The sequence below is a fragment of the Moraxella sp. CTOTU49803 genome (assembly GCF_032097965.1).
In the GTDB taxonomy this organism is placed as follows: domain Bacteria; phylum Pseudomonadota; class Gammaproteobacteria; order Pseudomonadales; family Moraxellaceae; genus Faucicola; species Faucicola tetraodonis.
This window is the reverse complement of sequence record NZ_DAMCJP010000010.1, coordinates 20,226-39,844: the sequence shown is the minus strand read 5'-3', so window position 1 is coordinate 39,844 and position 19,619 is coordinate 20,226. Positions and strand designations below refer to the sequence as shown.

Annotated in this window: 14 protein-coding genes, 2 pseudogenes and 1 other annotated feature; of the genes and pseudogenes, 9 read left to right on the top strand and 7 right to left on the bottom strand. The window is 45.8% G+C overall.

Annotation, left to right across the window (positions count from 1 at the left end; all coding sequences use genetic code 11):
* Nucleotides 1-13: 13 nt before the first annotated feature.
* The 4 genes from narI to RT422_RS10025 all read right to left on the bottom strand — a co-directional run bounded on the left by narI (nt 14) and on the right by RT422_RS10025 (nt 7,234).
* Nucleotides 14-709: a respiratory nitrate reductase subunit gamma gene (gene narI / locus RT422_RS10040; RefSeq protein ID WP_313422110.1), complete on the bottom strand. Its 696-nt coding sequence runs from the start codon at nt 707-709 to the stop codon at nt 14-16.
* Nucleotides 709-1,629, bottom strand: coding sequence for a nitrate reductase molybdenum cofactor assembly chaperone (gene narJ / locus RT422_RS10035; protein ID WP_313422109.1), 921 nt, complete (start codon nt 1,627-1,629; stop codon nt 709-711). Before narJ ends, narI begins: the two co-directional genes overlap by 1 nt.
* 1 nt (nt 1,630) lies before the next feature.
* Nucleotides 1,631-3,169: a nitrate reductase subunit beta gene (gene narH / locus RT422_RS10030; protein ID WP_036596335.1), complete on the bottom strand. Its 1,539-nt coding sequence runs from the start codon at nt 3,167-3,169 to the stop codon at nt 1,631-1,633.
* A gap of 297 nt (nt 3,170-3,466) precedes the next feature.
* Complete coding sequence (locus RT422_RS10025; RefSeq protein WP_065253742.1) at nt 3,467-7,234, bottom strand: nitrate reductase subunit alpha; 3,768 nt, start codon at nt 7,232-7,234, stop codon at nt 3,467-3,469.
* A 131-nt stretch (nt 7,235-7,365) separates the two neighbouring features.
* Here RT422_RS10025 and RT422_RS10020 point away from each other — a divergent pair, with 131 nt between their 5' ends.
* A complete protein-coding gene (locus RT422_RS10020; protein WP_313422108.1) occupies nt 7,366-7,584 on the top strand; it encodes a hypothetical protein in 219 nt (72 codons plus the stop codon).
* Between the two features lie 324 nt (nt 7,585-7,908).
* Here the strand turns inward: RT422_RS10020 and RT422_RS10015 are convergent, their stop codons facing one another.
* The gene (locus RT422_RS10015; RefSeq protein WP_313422107.1) at nt 7,909-9,198 is read right to left on the bottom strand and encodes an NnrS family protein; all 1,290 of its coding nucleotides are present in this window, start codon (nt 9,196-9,198) and stop codon (nt 7,909-7,911) included.
* A 406-nt stretch (nt 9,199-9,604) separates the two neighbouring features.
* Between RT422_RS10015 and RT422_RS12180 the strand changes: the two are divergent.
* A pseudogene (locus RT422_RS12180) lies at nt 9,605-9,787 on the top strand (transposase); the annotation flags it as partial.
* A 13-nt stretch (nt 9,788-9,800) separates the two neighbouring features.
* Here RT422_RS12180 and RT422_RS10005 read toward each other — a convergent pair.
* Nucleotides 9,801-11,147 carry a NarK family nitrate/nitrite MFS transporter gene (locus RT422_RS10005; RefSeq protein ID WP_313422106.1) on the bottom strand — a complete coding sequence of 449 codons (1,347 nt, stop codon included), beginning with the start codon at nt 11,145-11,147 and terminating at the stop codon, nt 9,801-9,803.
* 211 nt (nt 11,148-11,358) lie between these two features.
* Nucleotides 11,359-12,597 carry a nitrate/nitrite transporter gene (locus tag RT422_RS10000; RefSeq protein ID WP_313422125.1) on the bottom strand — a complete coding sequence of 413 codons (1,239 nt, stop codon included), beginning with the start codon at nt 12,595-12,597 and terminating at the stop codon, nt 11,359-11,361.
* Nucleotides 12,598-12,879: 282 nt separating this feature from the next.
* On the opposite strand from RT422_RS10000, the gene RT422_RS09995 reads away from it, so the two are divergent.
* From RT422_RS09995 to RT422_RS09970, 7 genes and pseudogenes are all read left to right on the top strand, one after another.
* Complete coding sequence (locus tag RT422_RS09995) at nt 12,880-15,042, top strand: histidine kinase (RefSeq protein WP_313422105.1); 2,163 nt, start codon at nt 12,880-12,882, stop codon at nt 15,040-15,042.
* Nucleotides 15,043-15,203: 161 nt separating this feature from the next.
* Nucleotides 15,204-15,863, top strand: a complete 660-nt coding sequence (narL, locus tag RT422_RS09990; protein WP_313422104.1) for a two-component system response regulator NarL — start codon at nt 15,204-15,206, stop codon at nt 15,861-15,863.
* A 116-nt stretch (nt 15,864-15,979) separates the two neighbouring features.
* Entirely contained in the window at nt 15,980-16,621 is a 642-nt protein-coding gene (can, locus tag RT422_RS09985; RefSeq protein ID WP_050324476.1) for a carbonate dehydratase, read from the top strand.
* A 68-nt stretch (nt 16,622-16,689) separates the two neighbouring features.
* Complete coding sequence (locus RT422_RS09980) at nt 16,690-17,235, top strand: hemagglutinin repeat-containing protein (protein WP_313422123.1); 546 nt, start codon at nt 16,690-16,692, stop codon at nt 17,233-17,235.
* Nucleotides 17,236-17,247: 12 nt separating this feature from the next.
* Nucleotides 17,248-18,507: pseudogene (locus RT422_RS09975) on the top strand (IS3 family transposase).
* Nucleotides 17,536-17,652: a sequence feature (AL1L pseudoknot), on the top strand. It overlaps the preceding pseudogene by 117 nt.
* The gene (locus RT422_RS12175; protein ID WP_409520125.1) at nt 18,480-18,722 is read left to right on the top strand and encodes a transposase; all 243 of its coding nucleotides are present in this window, start codon (nt 18,480-18,482) and stop codon (nt 18,720-18,722) included. The pseudogene RT422_RS09975 and the gene RT422_RS12175 overlap by 28 nt, the downstream one beginning before the upstream one ends.
* Nucleotides 18,722-19,537 carry an IS3 family transposase gene (locus RT422_RS09970; protein WP_313422103.1) on the top strand — a complete coding sequence of 272 codons (816 nt, stop codon included), beginning with the start codon at nt 18,722-18,724 and terminating at the stop codon, nt 19,535-19,537. The genes RT422_RS12175 and RT422_RS09970 overlap by 1 nt, the downstream gene beginning before the upstream one ends.
* The last annotated feature ends 82 nt before the right edge of the window (nt 19,538-19,619 follow it).

Below are 19,619 nucleotides of genomic sequence, written 5' to 3'. Positions count from 1 at the left end.
ATTCATGGTTTGATTATTGAGCCGTTTTTTGACGCACGATTTGATAACGTCTACCCAAGTACCATATCGGTGCAGAGATAATGTGAATCAAGCGAGTAAACGGCACTAATAAAATCAAAGTCGTACCCAAGAACATATGTAGTTTATACACAATCCCAGCTTGCTCAACCAGTGAGGCAGCATACACAGGGCGAAGAATCGCCAAGTTTTGAGCCCAGCTTGCCAAGTTCATCATCATCACGCCGTCCATGTGGTCCATTGATACAAAAATCGTGCCAAGACCTAACAACAACTGAGCCAACAAGATAATCAATAACGCCTTGTCGCCAAAGGTCGAGGTATGGCTGATACGAGGGTCAGAAAAACGGCGGATAATCAGCATGATTAAACCAAACAAACACACGACCCCTGACACGCCACCCACGACCATTGCCATGATTTGTTTTTGCGGAGCGGCGATAAAATGTTCATACACGGCGTGCGGTGTAAACATACCAAACAAATGCCCTAACAACACAATCAAAATACCAATGTGAAACAGGTTGCTTGCCACACGCATATTGCGAGGTTGAAGCATTTGGCTTGAGCTGGTTTTCCATGTGTACTGTGAGGTGTCAAAACGCACCCAACAGCCGAAAATACACACGGTGATGGCGATATAAGGGTAAATACCGTATAAAAAAACGTGCATCCAATTTTCTGCGTTCATCATTGGACTCCTTCTTTGAGGGTGTTATTTTTTAGATGATTTGATTGACTTTGTAATTCATTAGACTGACTGTTGGCACGACTAGAAGTTTGGTCAAAATCGACCCAATGCACAGGGGCAACGCTGTTGTGTTGGGCTTGTTGTCCAAGGGTTTGGGCGATATGTTGTTGGGTTTGGTTGGAGGGGCAACGCTCTTGCTCTGCACCCAAAAAGTCCACCATTTCTTCTTCCCATTCGCTGTCAATGGCTTCAAGGCTGTCTTCGGCAAGTTTGACCGCTTCGGATTTATTCATATTGGCAAGCTCGTCATCAATCAAGCTTAACGGCTGTCCTGCGACTTGCAATAATGCCTTAAATAAGCTGGCGTACTCACTTTGTTTATCAATAAGTCTTGCCCCAAGCACTGCCAAAATATGGCTGACATCGGCAATGTCCATGCGGACTTGCATTTCGTCATCTGTGGCTACGGCTTGGTATGCCAAAAACTCAAGGTACATCGGAATGTAATCTGGCAATTCTTTGGCATCAATAGCAAATCCTGCTTGCTCGTATTGAGCCATTAAATCGACCATGGCTTGACCACGGTCACGGCTTTCACCATGAACGTGTTCAAACAGCCATAGCGACAAGGTGCGACCACGTTCAAATAGGCTGTCATAGCGGGCTTGGGCTTCTAATTCACCCAAATTTGTCAAGCTGTCAATCAAGTCTGCGATTTCGCCTCGCACTGCTGGGCTAATCAAGCGTGAATTTTTTACCAAGTCTTTGCAAACGTCTAACGTGTCATCGGCAAACAGTTCGTGACTGGGATAATCCATGAGCAAACTAATCACTTTTAACAGTTTCATATCATGGCTGTTGCTCTGAATATTGGTTTGCTCAATATTGGTGTTTTCAACCGTTGGGGTAGCGTCACTCATATCAGTTCTCCCAAGTTTGCACGGTGTCAATCATGTCACGGCGACTGGTTTTTTTATTGCCAAACATACTGTAATCGCTGTCACCGTTGCATTCATTGCCAAAGGTAAAGCCACAGCCACCACGCTCGGCAAACGCATCGCTTAGGGCTTCTTCACGGTGAGCGGTTGGGATGACAAAACGGTCTTCGTAATTGGCAATCGCAAGGTAGCGGTACATTTCTTCGACTTGGTGTTTGCTCAGACCTACGCTATCTAGCACGCTTTGGGCATCAACTTTATCGACCAGTTGTGAGCGTTTGTAGCTACGCATGGCAAGTAAGCGTTTGAGTGCCAATTTGACAGGGGCTTCATCGCCTGCGGTCAGCATATTGGCAAGGTATTTGACAGGAATACGCAAGCTATCGACATCTGGAATCAAGCCGTCCATACCGACTGTGCCTGCTTCGGCGGCGTTTTGAATCGGCGATAGTGGTGGCACATACCAAACCATTGGCAAGGTGCGGTATTCTGGGTGCAATGGCAATGCCAATTTCCAGTCCATTGCCAGTTTATACACAGGCGATTTTTGAGCGGATTCGATGACCGACATATCCACGCCGTCTTTTAGGGCTTGGGCGATGACCGCAGGGTCATTTGGGTCAAGGAAAATGTCAAGTTGGGCTTGGTAAAGGTCTTTTTCGTTGGCGATACCAGCGACTTCTTTGATTTTGTCGGCATCATACAATAGCACGCCTAGATAGCGAATCCGCCCTACGCAGGTTTCGGAACATACGGTTGGCATACCGCTTTCGATACGAGGGTAACAGAAGATACATTTTTCGGATTTGCCCGACTTCCAGTTGTAGTAGATTTTTTTGTAAGGACAGCCCGAAATACACATCCGCCAGCCACGACATTTTTCTTGGTCAATCAGCACAATGCCGTCTTCTTCACGTTTATAAATCGCTCCACTTGGACACGAGGCAACACACGCAGGGTTCAAGCAATGCTCGCACAGGCGTGGTAGGTACATCATGAAGGTGTTTTCGTATTGACCGTAGATATCGGCTTGGACGTTGTCAAAGTTTTTGTCCAAACGGCGTTTGGCAAATTCTGAACCAAGAATTTCTTCCCAGTTGGGACCCCATTCAATTTTTTGCATCCGCTTGCCTGTAATCAGTGAGCGTGGGCGAGCAATCGGTTGGTGTTCGCTAATCGGGGCAGTGTGTAGGTGTTGGTAATCGAAGTCAAACGGTTCGTAGTAGTCGTCAATACTTGGCAAATCTGGGTTGGCAAAGATATTGGCGAGAATGCGGAATTTGCCCCCGATTTTTGGGTTGATTGAGCCGTCAGCGTTGCGAATCCAGCCACCTTTCCATTTGGCTTGGTTTTCCCATTCTTTGGGGTAGCCGATACCAGGTTTGGATTCGACATTGTTAAACCATGCGTATTCCATGCCTTCACGACTGGTCCAGACGTTTTTACAGGTGACAGAGCAGGTGTGACAACCGATACATTTATCAAGGTTTAGCACCATGCCGACTTGTGAGCGAATTTTCATAAAAAATTCCTTATGGGTTGCCTAATTTATGGCTGACCGCATCAGTGGGGCGAGCATAAATTTGGGTATTTGTCATTTTTTTATTGTATCCCCCTCGGCTTGCCAAAAACATCATGCCAAAGGGGATAAATTGAGTGGTTCATTATGCTAAAGTAGTAGCCTATATTTAGACTACGCTTTAAAAAAGCTAGATAATTCTAAATCATCCTCTATTTAACCCCTCTAAATCCCCCTTGGCAGGGGGAGAACCGCTCACTCCTCTGCTAAGGGGAGGGTTGGGGTGGGGTTAATGACATCTTAATCCAACGTAGTCGGTAATGGGCGAGGCAATTCGTCATCGGGTTTGCCTTCAAGCCAATCGACTTTTGCCATTTTACGTACCAACACAAATTCGTCACGGTTACAGCCGACTGTGCCATAGTAGTTAAAGCCATAGGCTTGTTGGGCATAGCCACCAATCATGTGAGTGGGTTTTAGCACCGCACGAGTGACTGAGTTATGAATACCGCCACGAGTGCCTGTGGATTCTGAGCCTGGGATGTTGACCAGTTTTTCTTGGGCATGGTACATCATGGTCATGCCTTCTTTGACACGTTGCGACACCACGGCACGAGCGGTGATTGAGCCGTTTGCGTTAAACACTTCAATCCAGTCGTTGTCTTCGATGTCAGCTTTGCGTGCGTCAATTTCGCTCATCCACACACAAGGACCGCCACGAGAAAGGGTCAGCATTAGCAAGTTTTCAGAATAGGTACTATGAATGCCCCATTTTTGGTGCGGTGTTAAGAAGTTTAATACCACTTCTTTATTGCCGTTGGTTTTGTAGCCTTTAAAATGCTCAACGGTTTTGGTGTCAATCGGTGGGCGGTATTGTTGCATCTGCTCACCAAACGCCTGCATCCAAGGGTGGTCTTGATAAAACTGCTGACGACCTGTGATAGTACGCCAAGGAATCAACTCGTGTACGTTGGTGTAGCCTGCGTTGTAGCTGACTTTTTCCGATTCTAGTCCAGACCAAGTTGGGCTTGAGATAATTTTGCGAGGTTGTGCCACGATATCACGGAAACGGATTTTTTCGTGTTCGCTCGATTTTGCCAAATGGGTGTGGTCACGCCCTGTATTTTTTGACAAGGCTGACCATGCTTTGACCGCCACATGACCGTTGGTTTCTGGGGCAAGCATCAGGATGGTTTCGGCAGCGTCAATAGCGGTGTTAATACGAGGGCGACCTTGTGCGACAGTCGGCTCGGTAACGGTGTAGCTTAGTTCGCCAAGTTGTGCCACTTCTTCTTTGGTGTCCCAGTCCATGCCTTTGGAGTTATTACCCAAAGTGTCCATTAACGTACCCAAGGCGGTGTATTTGGCATAGGTGCTTGGATAGTCACGTTCCACAACTTTGATATGTGGACAGTTTTTACCCGGAACAGGTTTTTCGCCTGCGGTTTTCCAGTCTGTACCGCCAAATGGCTGTGCCAATTCGCCAACGCTGTCATGTTGCATGGGCAAAGTGACGACATCGGTCTGTACGCCAAGATGGGTCGCTGACAGTTGTGAGAATACATTGGCAATGCCTTTGTAGATTTCCCAGTCTGATTTTGATTCCCAAGCAGGGTCGGTGGCGGCAGTCAATGGGTGGATAAATGGGTGCATATCCGAGGTGTTCATGTCGTCTTTTTCGTACCATGTCGCTGTTGGCAACACGATATCTGAATATAAACAGGTACTCGACATACGAAAATCAAGGGTCGTCACAAGGTCAAGTTTGCCTGTGGGGGCGTTTTCGACCCAATCGACTTCATGCGGACGTAGTTCGGCAACGGTTTCATCGCCCAATACGCCATTTTTTGTACCCAAGAGATATTTGAGCATATATTCATGCCCTTTACCTGATGAACCAAGCAAGTTTGAACGCCAAATAAACAGATTGCGTGGGAAGTTGGCAGGATTATCTGGGCTTTCACAGGCAAAACTTAATGAGCCATTTTGTAGGCTTTCGACCACATAATCTTCCACTTTCATGCCTTTTGCTTTGGCTTCATTGGCAATGGTGAGTGGGTTGCGGTTTAGCTGTGGAGCAGATGGTAGCCAACCTGCACGCTCGGCTCGAATGTTGTAGTCGAGCATATGCTCTGGGAAATGGGTTTTGTTGGCGTGTGGTGACAACAATTCATGAGCCGACAATTTTTCATAACGCCATTGGCTAGAATGGTTGTAGAAGAAACTTGTGCCGTTCATGTGGCGTGGTGGTCTGTGCCAGTCAAGAGCAAATGCCAATGGGGCCCAGCCAGATTGTGGACGTAGTTTTTCTTGTCCAACATAATGTGACCAACCACCGCCAGATTTACCAATACAACCACACAGCATGAGCATATTAATCACGCCACGGTAGTTCATGTCAAGGTGATACCAGTGGTTCATCCCTGCACCAATGATAATCATGGATTTACCGTGCGTTTTGTGGGCATTTTCGGCAAATTCACGGGCAATTTGAATCACTTTCTCACGGCTTACGCCTGTGATGGCTTCTTGCCATGCAGGTGTGCCTGCGACGGTGGCATCATTGTAATCATCGGTAACGTGCTGACCGCCAACCCCATTTGCCACGCCAAGATTTGCCACCATTAAATCAAACACGGTCACGACTTTGGCGGTTTGACCATTGGCAAGGTTGATGGTGCGACAAGGGATAGTTTTATACTGAATGGCATCGCCAGCGACTGCGGTAAAGTAAGGGTGTTCGTCACCGCCAAAATAATCCAAACCGACTTCCACGGTTTCGCCACTGTCTTTTTGGCTTAACGCTAAATCAATCTCAGCCCCAGTTGAGCCGTCACGAGCTTCCAAGTTCCATTTGCCTTTGTCGGCACGTTCGGCATCGCCCCAACGGTAGCCAATCGACCCTTGTGGTGATACCAATTCGCCATGTTGATTGATGGCAACGGTTTTCCATTCTGGGTTGTTGTCTTGCTCAAGGTTGCCTGTCAAATCAGACGCACGCAAGAAACGTCCTGCACGCAACTCTCGACCTTCGCCTTCGACCATAACAAGGATCGGCAAATCGGTGTAGCGTTTGGCATAATCAACGAAGTAATCACTTGGTTGTTTGAGATAAAATTCTTTGATAATCACATGGCTAAAGGCTTGAGCAAGGGCGGCATCTGTGCCTTGTTTTGGATTAAGCCATAGGTCACAAAGTTTTGAGATTTCGGCATAGTCAGGGGTGATGGCGACAGTTTTTGTGCCTTTATAACGCACTTCGGTAAAGAAGTGAGCGTCTGGGGTACGAGTTTGCGGTACGTTTGACCCCCAAGCGATGATATAGTCAGAATTGTACCAATCGGCAGATTCTGGTACGTCAGTCTGCTCACCCCAAACCATTGGGCTAGCAGGTGGTAAGTCACAATACCAGTCATAAAATGACAAGCACACGCCACCGATTAATGATAAATAACGGCTACCTGCAGCATAGCTGACCATTGACATCGCAGGAATCGGCGAAAAGCCGATGATACGGTCAGGGCCAAAGGTTTTGGCGGTATAGACATTCGAGGCGGCGATGATTTCGTTCACTTCGCTCCAACTTGAACGCACAAAGCCACCCAAACCACGTTTGGATTTGTATTGGGCGGTTTTGGCAGGGTCAGACACGATACTGCCCCATGCTTCGACTGGGTCGGCAAATTGGGCTTTGGCTTCACGCCATAATTTGAGTAGCGGTTTACGCACTTTTGGGTATTTTAGGCGGTTGGCTGAGTACATATACCAGCTATAGCTTGCCCCACGAGGACAGCCACGAGGTTCGTGGTTGGGTAGGTCTGGGCGAGTACGTGGGTAGTCGGTTTGTTGGGTTTCCCAAGTGACTAGACCGTTTTTGACGTAGATTTTCCATGAGCATGAGCCAGTACAGTTCACACCGTGAGTCGAGCGGACGATTTTGTCGTATTGCCAACGACTGCGGTAGCTGTTTTCCCAGTCACGGCTTTCGTCACGCACTTCGCCATGACCGTCAGCAAATTCGCTTGTTTTTTTGGTAAAAAATTTAAATTGGTCGAGTAGATGGCTCATTTTGCTATCCTCATCTAGATGGTAAGGTTATATCTAGCATGAGTATAGGAGGTGTAAAGTGTCTTGCCTATCGGCTATAGGGTGGTGAACACTACTACTTAGGGGGTATTAGATTATTGAAATGAATAAATATGAATTTATTGAATTTTTCAAATTTAGATGTAAAATTATTAAAAACTTTTATGGATATTCTTAAAAAGTTAAAACGTGTTCGAGTTTATAATGTAATGCTTGAAGATGGTTATCGGGTTAAAGAGCGTAAAATAGTAGCACCGAATGGACAGTATGCTATAGCACAATACTCAACTGACCCTATAAAAGCTTCAGTTCAGTATATGGGTTGGGGCTAAGTCCAAATAGATTCTAGTTCATAGAATCACAATATTTTTACTTTTTGGGTTCATATCAATGGTGAATATATAGAAATAAAAAACGGCACTTGGGAGTTCAATTATATTATGCAGATGTGTTGTCAAGATTTGATTGAAAAGCAAAGGTCGTATGATAACCAGTCTAATTAAGTGATTGAAGTTCAATCACTTAGTCTAAAGCTTTTAAAACTAATTTGTTCTAGTTTTCCGAGTGTTACGCTTTACTAACTTATGCTACAAGATTTTATGTTAATAAGATAATTTTGTTTTGGTACGCAATATTTTACTTTTGAAGATTTAAATTCAACCAAATAAATCGTCCTTTCTAGGCTTGCTTAAAATCGGCAGATACACACACAAAAACAGTATAAAGCTGATAAGCCATAACACCTGCGACACAGTCAACAGCTGTGTATAGTAAGCGGGCAATACAATCGGCAACAGCCCACGAGTAACGATAGTCACGACCATAAGCGTTAATATCACCCCGACCAATTTAGGTGGCTCATGCACCGACAGCCCTGTATGCCCTAGACTCACACGGCTCATTATCGACAATGTCATCACCCCAATCCCTGACAATGCCAATGTATGCACCGCAAAGCTATGGGCAAAACCTGCCCAAGGCAACACCGCAAACAGCCCCAATGCCACCACCATACCGCCAAACGCTACAAACAGCGACCATACCAACGGCTTGCCCCACATCCCACTGTGATACCAACCCATCAGCCGATAGCCATTCGCCAATGCTGTGACAAGGGCAAACAGTGACGCAACCACAGGCTGGCCGCACAAGTCTGCGAACATAAAGGCAAGAAAGCCAAACAGACTGACCCTATCCACCCATACAGCGTTTTTGAGTTCTACTTTGGGAGCGTTTTTGGGCAGATGATGATTGATACCATTGCTGATGAACATCGGCATGACCCGTCGTCCAATGGTCAGCACTACCCCAATAATTAGATAAAACGCTAGATACACGCCTGTCTTTTGCCATGCGATATCGGAACGCCATGCCCCAATAGCGAAGATAACAAATGCAAGCCATAGCGAAGCAAGTTTGGCAAGGATACCGATTTGGCGACGTTGACGTACCCGAATAATCGGGGTAAACACCGCTACGCAAACCAGCGACCACCAAAGAATATCCAGTCCACTGGCAAGCCTTAGCCCAATCGCTGTGATATCAGACGACAGATGCGGTAAGCACGCCCATGTCAGCCTTGCCAATGCCCAAGGCAGAAATATCGCAAACAACCGCCACCCATATGGCATGGGCTGATTTGTCCATGTCTTCACCGCAGTGAGCAAAAATCCTGCGATGACCGCTAACGCATAGCCAAAAATCATCTCATGGGCGTGCCACATAAAAGGCGTGAAAGCGGTCAGTGTAAAGCCTGTCCAGCCTTGCAATACCGCAAGCCATAGCCCCATGGTGATAATGGCAAACACCGATGCCCCGACAAAGAACACCCGAAAGCCTAAGTTTAGGATAGGGTGTGGGGATTTGGGGGGGTAACTAGCGGATGCGATAGCGTGCAGGTTGGTCGGCAGTTTTGATGACGTTTTGGTCGGTATTTTGGTGGACATGGTGAATTCCCAGTGCTTTACTCAAGTTTATTTTGCACCGATTCACCAATCGCAACAATACTCATTTGGGAGTAATAGGGGAAGATTTACTTTGGACAAGCTACTCGGGAGAGATATTTGCAAGTACTATTTGTTATGCCATTGCCAAATCATCAACAAATTCAACCTTTAGCTTTTTGCCAAGTGCATTTGCCACATTGGATAACGTTGCAAGGGTCAAACTAGGATAAGCTACATAATTGATTAATAACCGAATTATTCACCATGAGAAAAGCCTATCCAAGCGACATTAGCCGAAAACAATTCGAGCACATACTACCTATTTTAGAAAGTGCTCGGAAGAGGGCCAAACCAAGAACGGTTGAGCTTTATGACGTATTTTGTGGGTTGTTGTATGTACTCAGAACAGGTTGCCAAAAGAAATGAACTGCATACGTTTAAAGTCATGGCAAAGCGATGGGTTGTAGAACGTTCGTTTGCTTGGCTTGAAAAAAATAGACGTCTATGGAAAAACTGTGAGCGTCATTTAAATTCGAGCCTTCAATTTACCAGTCTTGCTTTCATCGCTTTATTATTGAAAAGATTGTGAACAGGTTCTAAAATCAACTTGGAAACTCAGCCCCTTTACGGCTATAGTACCACCATGTTAGCACCATACAAATCACATAAAACACAATCAATGCGGTAAACGTGCCATTCGCCCCAAGACCTGAACCGAACATTTTAGGGATAAAGAACCCACCATACGCCGCAAAGGCTGAGGTAAAACCAACCACCGCTGCTGACTCTTTACGAGCATTGAGTTGCCAATCTGCACCGCCCAAACGCTCATGGAAAGTACGGAAAATCACAGGAATCATACGGAAAGTCGAGCCATTACCAATCCCAGTGGTGATAAATAGCACCATAAAGCACGCAAAATACCCTGCAAAGTTCCCTACTTTTAGGAAGTACATTACTGCGATTACTGCCAATGCCATCACGCCATAGTTGATTAAGGTGACTTTTGCACCGCCCAATTTGTCAGCAAGCCAGCCACCGAACGGACGGAATAACGCACCAACCAAAGGTCCTAAAAACGCCACTTTAAGCGGATTCACATCTGGGAATGAGTGTTTAATCAACATCGGAAATGCCGCCGAAAACCCAATAAACGAACCAAAAGTCGCAAGGTACAAGATACACATAATCCAGTTTTGTTGACGACCGAAAATCACCGATTGGTCTTTAAAAGACGCTTTGGCAGACGACAAGTCATTCATACCAAACCAAGCGGCAAGGGCAGCTATGATAATCAAAGGTACCCACACAAAACCAGCGTTTTGTAGATACATGGTCGTGCCTTTGGCAGTGGTTTGGGCATCACCGCCCAACGCCCCAAAGATACCCACGCCAATCACCGCAGGGACTAAAAACTGCATGACCGACACACCCAAATTACCCAAACCAGCGTTTAAGCCCATCGCTGTGCCTTGTTGCGATTTTGGATAAAAGAACGAAATATTGGACATACTAGAGGCAAAGTTCGCCCCACCAAACCCACACAGCAAAGCAATGATAGCAAAAGTGGCAAAAGGGGTATTTGGGTCTTGTAATGCAAAGCCCATCCAAATGGTCGGAATCAAGAGTGATAAGGTCGCAAGGGTGGTGAGTTTACGTCCGCCAAAAATTGGCACAAGGAACGAATAAAAAATCCGCAACGTCGCTCCAGATAAGGCAGGTAAAGCAGTTAGCCAAGCGAGTTGGGCTTTGTCAAAATGAAAGCCTGCGTCTGGCATGCGCACCACGACCACTGACCAAATCACCCACACGGAGAACGCCAGTAGTAAGTTGGGAATGGATATCCATAAGTTGCGTGTGGCGGTTTGTTTACCACCATTTGCCCAAAATTTTTCGTCTTCGGGTCGCCAATCGTCAATACGGCGACCGCCTTTTAGTTCGTTGTTCATAAGAGCCTCTAATATACCCTTGGGGTGCGTTTGATTTGCCTCAAAAGGATTTTTTACCTTGTTAGCATAATGGTTTTTTGAGCAAAAAAATCTTATGCCAAGGGCTAGGTTTCAGGGGCAATATTATCCTTTGGGGGTAGATAAGGTTTAACATAAAAAACCCACAAGATAACTTGTGGGTTTTTGGTTTCGCCAGTATTTAAGCCAGCATTTAACTTTGAGCTTTTTTCAACGCCATTTGTTTTTGATGCCCTTTTTCCATAGTAGGACGCACTTCACTCATATAAATCCAAATGAGCGACACCCACACCACGCCAAACATAATCATAAACGCAGAGCTACGCATGCCTGTGATATCCACCGCCATACCGAACATAATGGGTAGGATAAAGCCACCTAGACCACCGAACAAACCAACCACGCCTGACACTGCTCCCATGTTTTGTTTGTAGTCATCAGACAGGTATTTGAACACCGAGGCTTTACCAATCGCAAAGGTAATGCCAAGGGCAAAAATCAACACGGTGAATAGGGTGGAGTTTAAGCCTAAATGGAAGCTTTTATTGCCAGTAACGGTTTGAACCACAAGGTCAGTCTGTGGATACGACAACACGAATAGAATCAACATGGACACCCAAAGCACCCACCAAGTCACGGTATGAGCCGAATAACGGTCTGATAACCAGCCACCCAACGCACGCAGTACACCGCCAGGTAAACTAAAACAAGCTGCCAAAAACGCCGCAGTTTTGAGGTTAAAACCATATTCATCCACATAATAGTGCGTCATCCACAATGCCAACGCCACATAACCCCCGAACACAATCGAATAATACTGGCTATAACGCCACACATTTGGGTCTTTTAGCACGGCTAATTGACTGCCGATACTGGCATTACTGGCGGTGCGGTGTTCTTTGTTGTCAAAGGTCAAAAACCAAAATCCAATTGCCGTCACCAACATCATCACCGCATAGACTTTGGGTAATAATTGCCAAGTGCTAATGGCGATGATACTGGGGGCGATGAGTTTGGTAAGTGCCGAACCTGCATTCCCCGCCCCGAAGACGCCCATTGCCAACCCTTGATTTTGTGGTTCAAACCATTTGGCGACATAGGCAATCCCCACGGTAAATGAACCACCTGCCAAACCGACAAACAGACCTAATACCAAAAAGTGCCAATATTCGGTGGCAAACGACAAACAGTAAATCGGAATCACAGTCGCCAACATCAAAATAAAAAATACAATCCGACCACCGAATTTATCGGTCAACAGCCCAATCGGTAACCGTACCAGTGAGCCTGTCAACACAGGAATCGCAGTCAATAGACCAAATTCGGTTTCACTTAGACCCAACGATTTTTTGAGGGGAATCCCCAGTACCGCAAACATCATCCATACCATAAAACATACCGTAAAGGCGATAGTGGATGAGGTCAGCACCATATATTGTTTGGTTTTTAGACTTGCCATGATATGCTCCAGCTTACACAAAATGGGTGTATGGGTAATATCATAGCAAGGTATGAAGGGGTTTTGCCGGTCTGGCAGGGGCGAAACCTGCGACTGGCAAGGGCAATAATGATGCAAATTACTGCTAAAGTAGTATGGCTTTTGCGATGGGATTATTTTATAAAGTCGCTAGTTTTCAATTATTTATGCTAAACTCTTACGCAAGTTAGGTAAAAGCCTATACGATTTTGCCATCACAACTATTTAGGGGTAGTTTTGCAAAAGTCAGTATTTCGTTCACGTTTTTTGCCCAGTATTAGCAACTCACTGCCTGTTCGGGCATGGTGTGCGGTGGCGATTGTCATGGTGATGGCAGTCGGTATGGCGATGGTTAGCGGGATTTTGGCATGGATTGCTCAGTCAGATGCTGAGGCGGTCAATACCGCAGGTTCGATGCGGATGGCGACTTACCGCATTAATTATTTGGTGGTAAAACAAGAAAATCGACCAGCACAAACCCCAGCCAATGCCCAAGCATTAGCTAACCAATCCACCAACCATGAGTCACAAGTACAATCGCAACCCCAAATACAACCCGAAATACAATCCCAACAGTTATCACCCAATGATGCTCTATCCCGAAGTATTCCTGCTTCACAGCCAATTGACAGCCATTTGAGTAAAGATGAGCTACTGGCAACACTTACCCAAGATATGCAAAGTCGTCTTGCCCAGTTGGCTCATTATGAGCAGTCGCAAGGCAATCGGGATAACCAAATTAATCAGCAAATTGACACCATTCGGCAGATTTGGACAACAGAGCTTCAGCCAGCACTTGAAACGAGCGTTAGAGAGGGCAATAGCGATGCCTTGTATGCGATTTCACTTCGCTATATTGATAATGTTGACAAGTTGGTCAAACAAATTCAGACCCGCAATGAGCATCGACAATCGCTTCAACAGAACTTACAAATTGGGGCGTTGTTACTTACCATCATTATCATGTTGGCAGGGTTACATGAGATGCAACAAAATGTATTGATTCCTGTTGGGCAACTGCGTAAGGCGACACAACAATTTGGTAAAGGGGAAGACACCAGCGTTAATATCGCAGGTTATGAAGAGTTTAATGAGTTGGGTGATTCTTTTAACCAAATGACCAGTACCCTCAAAGCCTACCAAAACAACCTAGAAGCCGAAGTTGCCAAAAAAACCTACCACCTTACCCAAAGTAACCAAGCGTTGACCTTACTCTATGACTTTGCCAAACAGCTTAACCAACAGCCAGTTGCCTATGCACGGCTACAGGTACTTATTGAGCAGTTTGGTGTGGTATTGCCCAATTTTGACATTAGCCTGTGCCTACATGATGCTAATTTGCACAGTGATAACTTCAAAGATGCGATGGCGATGCACAGCTTGGGCATTCGTGATAAAAGACATCTTGGGCGAAGTTTTTGCCCCCAAGCACGTTGCCAAACCTGTGACATCAAGCATGATGAGGGCGTTTGGGTATATCCGATAAACAGCCTACAAACCCAGTGGGGTGAATTACTGGTCAAGCCACGCCATCATCACGGCAAGGGCATCCGCAAACAACCCCAGCCCACAAACTCTGCTACTTCCCAAAAGCCATCACCTGTCAATCGTATCAGGTTATTGGATGAACAAAACTGGCAAAATTTTGCCGATAGTCAAGAACCCTCTTTTGATGAAAATGAATTGTTAAACACCCTTGCCAACCTCATTGGACTGATGTTTGCAGGGCAAAAGCAGCGGGAACAAGAGCATCAGCTAATTTTGTCGGAAGAACGCAACACCATGGCAAGAGAGCTACATGACTCACTGGCACAGTCGTTATCGTATCTCAAAATGCAAGTCAGTATGCTCACCACCTTGCTCAAAGATAACCAAAACCCCAATAACCACAAAATTGAGCAAGTATTATCACAAACCAAAGACGGTCTGAATGGGGCATATAGCCAACTGCGTGAATTATTGGCAACTTTCCGCTTAAAGATAGAAGAAGGCAGTTTTGATACCGCCTTGGCACAAGCAGGCGATGAGTTCGCCAACAAAGGCGGATTTGCCGTGCATTTGGACAATCGCCTGATGAGCATCAATCTGACCGCCACTGAGCAAGTTGATTTATTACAAATTACCCGTGAAGCCCTGTCCAACATCAACCGCCATGCACAGGCAAAAAATGCCCACATCAGCCTATCGCAAAACCAACAAGGCGTGGTAAGCTTACACATCCAAGATGACGGTGTGGGGCTACAGCCCAAAGATGACGGTCAGCACCACTACGGCATGACCATCATGCAAGAACGTAGCCATAGCCTTGGCGGTGAGTGTCAAATCAACAAGGTATTACCGCATGGCACAGCCGTTCGGGTGCAGTTTTTACCCCAAGCGTTTCAGCAGAAAATAGAATAGTGGTTAAAGGTAGCAATCATAGTTCAGTTTACGTTTGTGTTGAGCCTGTCGAACCATCAACGTAAACCTTCACCGTTCGACAAGCTCAGGGCGAACGGTTTTTTATTTCAATTTAACCCACCTCATAACTAGGCGGATTCAACGAAAAATAAGGAAACATAATGTCAATCAAAGTCTATACCGCCACCAGCCCTGCCAAACTCTTATTGGTTGATGATCACCCGATGATACGGCGTGGGCTTGCCGATTTGCTAGGCTTTGAGAATAATATCAGCGTGGTTGCCGAAGCCAATCATGGTGAAGAGGCACTGGCATACCTTGCCAATCACAGCGTGGATTTGATTGTATTAGACAACAATATGCCTGTGATGAATGGACTTGAGACCCTAAAGAAAATCCGTGAGCGTGAGATAGAGGGCAAAGTGCTACTGTTCACCGTGTCCGACAACAGTATAGACGTAAAAGACGCTCTGCAACTGGGCGTGGACGGCTATCTGCTCAAGGACATGGAGCCTGAAGATATTATCAAAGATATCCACAAAATCCTGCGGGATGAGCTGGTCATCAGCCCAAGCCTAGCCCCGATATTGGCACAAGCCATGAGAAAACCTGCCAAATCCGCAGACAATTTTGACTTGACCGAACGTGAACAGCAAGTGTTACAGATGATAGCTGAGGGTTTAAGCAACAAGATGATAGGCAATAAGCTTGGCATTGCTGAATCCACGGTCAAAGTCCATGTCAAGCATATCCTAGGCAAAGTCGGACTGCGTACCCGTGTCGAAGCCGCCGTCTGGGCTGTACAGCAGTATCAGAAGTGAGCTGTCATTAACAATCTATTTACCACTTTTAGCTAATCCATTCCACCCAAATAGGCATGGGCTAAATCAGCATAATTTGATAAGGTGATGTTAAATCAACCACCTTGCTATAGCCCATGACCGACCAAGCCAACCCCTTACAACATCTTATTGACAACAATCAATTTTGGTCGCAGGCTCTATCCGCCCGTGACCCGGATTATTTCCCAAGATTATCCCGCCAACAGCACCCCAAATACCTGTGGATAGGCTGTTCGGACAGCCGTGTCCCTGCCAATGAAGTGGTCGGCCTAATGCCTGGAGAGCTGTTCGTGCATCGCAATGTCGCCAACATGGTGGTGGCTACGGACATGAATTTGCTGTCCGTTTTGCAATATGCAGTGGATGTACTCAAAGTTGAGCACATCATCGTCTGTGGGCACTATGGCTGTGGGGGGGTCAAGGCAGCATTAGGTCATCAAGAATATGGCTTGATTGACAATTGGCTTCGTGCGTTAAAAGGGATGCGGTATCAATATGACGATGCTTTTCAACACCTTAGCCCAGAGCAAGAGGTGGATTTACTCTGTGAAATTAATGTCAAACGCCAAGTGACCAACGTTTGCCATACCACGATTGTGCAGAACGCTTGGCATCGGGGCGAAAAGCTATCAGTGCATGGCTGGATATATGGCTTATCCGATGGGCGTATTCACGACTTAAACGTCAGTGTCTCTGGGCATCATCAGTTGATTGACGCTTTTATTTATACATTGTAATTGGGGTCATCTGAGAATTCGGACCATAATGTACGCTAAGGGATTTTGTCGATTATTAAATTTCATAAATCACCGCCAACAACGATCTCCTTAACATCCAAGGCAAAGACAGCGACTTTGTAGCCACCGGTAGTGACTTAAACGTTAAAGGCGATTTGTACAACAACATTGAAGGCGACGTGGTATATGAAGCCGCCACAGGCAAAGGCTATGAGCGTAGCAGCAATAAATCAAGCGGCTTTGGGGTTGGTGTATATGCCGATAGTAAAAGCCAAGGCTTTACCGTCAATGCCAATACCGCCAAAGGCTATGGCAATGTTGAAACAACCACCAATACCAATAGCCATGTCACAGTCGGTGGCAATACCTATCAAAACATTGGTGGCGATCTTGTCTTAGATGGTGCGGTCGTCACAGGCGATCACATGACCAGTCATATCGACGGGGCCATCTTAGCCAGAAGCCGTCCGGATACCGCCATATACACAGGCAAACAAACCAATGCTGGCGTTAGTGCGGACATTGGATTTGATGGGGTACCACAAAGCGTTAGCGTGAATGCGGGCAGATCAAAAGTGAACCGTCCCGGGATTGTCGGAGACCTAAAACTCTGAGACAATACCCTTATGAAAAGCAAACAATACCCAACAGAAGTTAAGACACGAGCCGTCAAATTACTGATTGAATCACAAAAAAATCATCCCTCACTTTGGGCAGCAATACAAGCCATCGCACCTGAGCAGCATGCTGCGCAAGGGCTGCACACCTGAAACCTTACGTTCATGGCATCAAAAGCACCTATCCAAGCAAAACCCCGTAACTGTAACCACAGAAAGCCAAGCTGCTCGTATTGCCGAGTTAGAGCGAGAGAACCGTGAGCTTAAACAAGCCAACGGAATCATCCGTAAAGCCGCCGCTTTTTTCGCCCAGGCGGAGAAGGGCCGCAAACCGAAGTAATGATTAAATTCATTGATGACGAAAAAGACAACTATGGAGTCGAGTCGATTTGCAGAATTCTGCCAATCGCTCCATCAACCTATTATCGCATCAAAGACGAGCAGGAAAACCCAGAGAAGCAAAGCCGACGTAAACAAAGCGACAAGCATTTAATGGAGCAAATCAAACAAATATGGCAAGACAGCGGCTGTCGTTATGGTATCCGTAAAATATGGCACAGCCTTAAACAAAACGGCTTGCCAAAGCTTGCTCGCTGCACCGTTGAACGACTGATGAAAAAACTGGGCATCCAAGGCATTTGGCGGGGCAAAGGTAAAATCACCACCAAGCAGCGAGACGACCACGACAAACCTTCTGACTTGGTCAAACGCAACTTTACCGCTGATGCCCCAAACAAGAAAAGACTCTTGCGGAGCAGTGCTCCTCAGGTGGCTGACTTTACCTACATTAAGACAAAATCTAGCTGGGTTTATACCGCCTTTGTCATTGATGTGTTTAAAAGGGTTATCGTTGGTTGGAAGGTCTCAGCCCGTATGGATACCCAACTGGTACTCGATGCCCTAAATCAAGCGTTAGATGCTCGTGGCAGACCGAGTGGCGTGATTCATCATAGCGATAAAGGTAGCCAGTACCTGTCGATTAAATATGGTGAACGGCTTAAACAATCTAAACTTGCTGCATCGGTTGGTACAAAGGGCGATTCTTACGACAACGCTTTAGCTGAAAGCGTCAATGGGCTATATAAAACGGAGGTGATTGATTATTTTAAACAAGAATGGGAGGGTGTGAATGATGTTGCACTGGCTACCCTCGATTGGGTACACTGGTACAATCATGAACGGCTGCACTCTACTAATGGATATTTGTCGCCTATTAATGCGGAAAATAACTACTATCGTTCATTAATTCCGTCAGGCTATGCTGCCTGACTCAAGTAAACCTGTCTCTGATAAAACCAGGACGGTTCAGTTTTAGTGACGCAAGGCGAAGCGCTAGCGTAGTTAAAGCCAAATACGGTGGCATGGAAGCCTCTGACGTTAAACGATTAAAAGAACTCGAAGAAGAAAACCGCAGGCTTAAGCAAATGTATGCTGACTTAAGCCTAAAATCGCAGCTACAGGCAGAAATCATAAAAAAGCTATAGTGCCTGTAGTCGAGCGTAAAGCATTAGCACAACAACTACAGGCACAGCATAATATTAGTATCGTGGTTAGCTGTCAGATTGTCTGTATCAGCCGAACTGCTTACTACTATGAGCCTAAACTTAACGATGACGACGCTATCGTTGATAAGCTTACCGAGCTCACTGACAAGCATACCCGCTGGGGATTTCCAAAGTGCTATAAGCGGCTACGTAAACTTGGGTATGTCTGGAACCATAAGCGCGTATATCGGGTCTATACAGCGATGAAACTCAATCTGCGTCGCAAAGCCAAACGGCGACTGCCTACACGTGCTCCCGAGCCACTGACAGTACCAAATAGCTTGGGGCATACTTGGTCAATGGACTTTATGAGTGACAAGTTGCATAACAATATCCGCTTTCGCACCTTTAATGTTATTGATGACTATAACCGTGAACTATTAGGCATTGATATTGGTACCAGTATACCGTCACTACGGGTGATTCGCTATTTGGATCAGTTAGCCGAGTGGCATGGCTATCCCAACAAGATTCGCGTTGATAATGGCAGTGAGTTTACCTCAAATATCTTCACAGATTGGGCAGCAGCGCATGGTATTTTGGTTGATTACATTAAGCCTGGCTGCCCATACCAAAATGCGTATATTGAACGATTCAATCGTAGCTATCGAAATGAGGTGTTAGATTGTTATTTGTTCAATAATTTAAATGAGGTCAGACAATTAACGGATGAATGGATCGAGGTTTATAACTACGAACGACCGCATGATTCATTGAATGATATGACACCTGCTGAGTTTAAACAGGTGGCTTAATGTTTCTACTTTGATCTTGTTTTAAGTTTGGGGTATTTACATCCTTAGCGTACAATATGGTTCGAATTCTATGCTGACTTCT

Bases quoted from the DNA above. Each gene is read 5' to 3' on its own strand.
- can (WP_050324476.1), top strand. From the start codon at position 15,980: ATGACCGACCAAGCCAACCCCTTACAACATCTTATTGACAACAATCAA.
- narH (WP_036596335.1), bottom strand. From the start codon at position 3,169: ATGAAAATTCGCTCACAAGTCGGCATGGTGCTAAACCTTGATAAATGT.
- narJ (WP_313422109.1), bottom strand. From the start codon at position 1,629: ATGAGTGACGCTACCCCAACGGTTGAAAACACCAATATTGAGCAAACC.
- RT422_RS10020 (WP_313422108.1), top strand. From the start codon at position 7,366: ATGAATTTATTGAATTTTTCAAATTTAGATGTAAAATTATTAAAAACT.
- narL (WP_313422104.1), top strand. From the start codon at position 15,204: ATGTCAATCAAAGTCTATACCGCCACCAGCCCTGCCAAACTCTTATTG.
- RT422_RS10005 (WP_313422106.1), bottom strand. From the start codon at position 11,147: ATGAACAACGAACTAAAAGGCGGTCGCCGTATTGACGATTGGCGACCC.
- RT422_RS10000 (WP_313422125.1), bottom strand. From the start codon at position 12,597: ATGGTGCTGACCTCATCCACTATCGCCTTTACGGTATGTTTTATGGTA.
- narI (WP_313422110.1), bottom strand. From the start codon at position 709: ATGAACGCAGAAAATTGGATGCACGTTTTTTTATACGGTATTTACCCT.
- RT422_RS10015 (WP_313422107.1), bottom strand. From the start codon at position 9,198: ATGTCCACCAAAATACCGACCAAAACGTCATCAAAACTGCCGACCAAC.
- RT422_RS10025 (WP_065253742.1), bottom strand. From the start codon at position 7,234: ATGAGCCATCTACTCGACCAATTTAAATTTTTTACCAAAAAAACAAGC.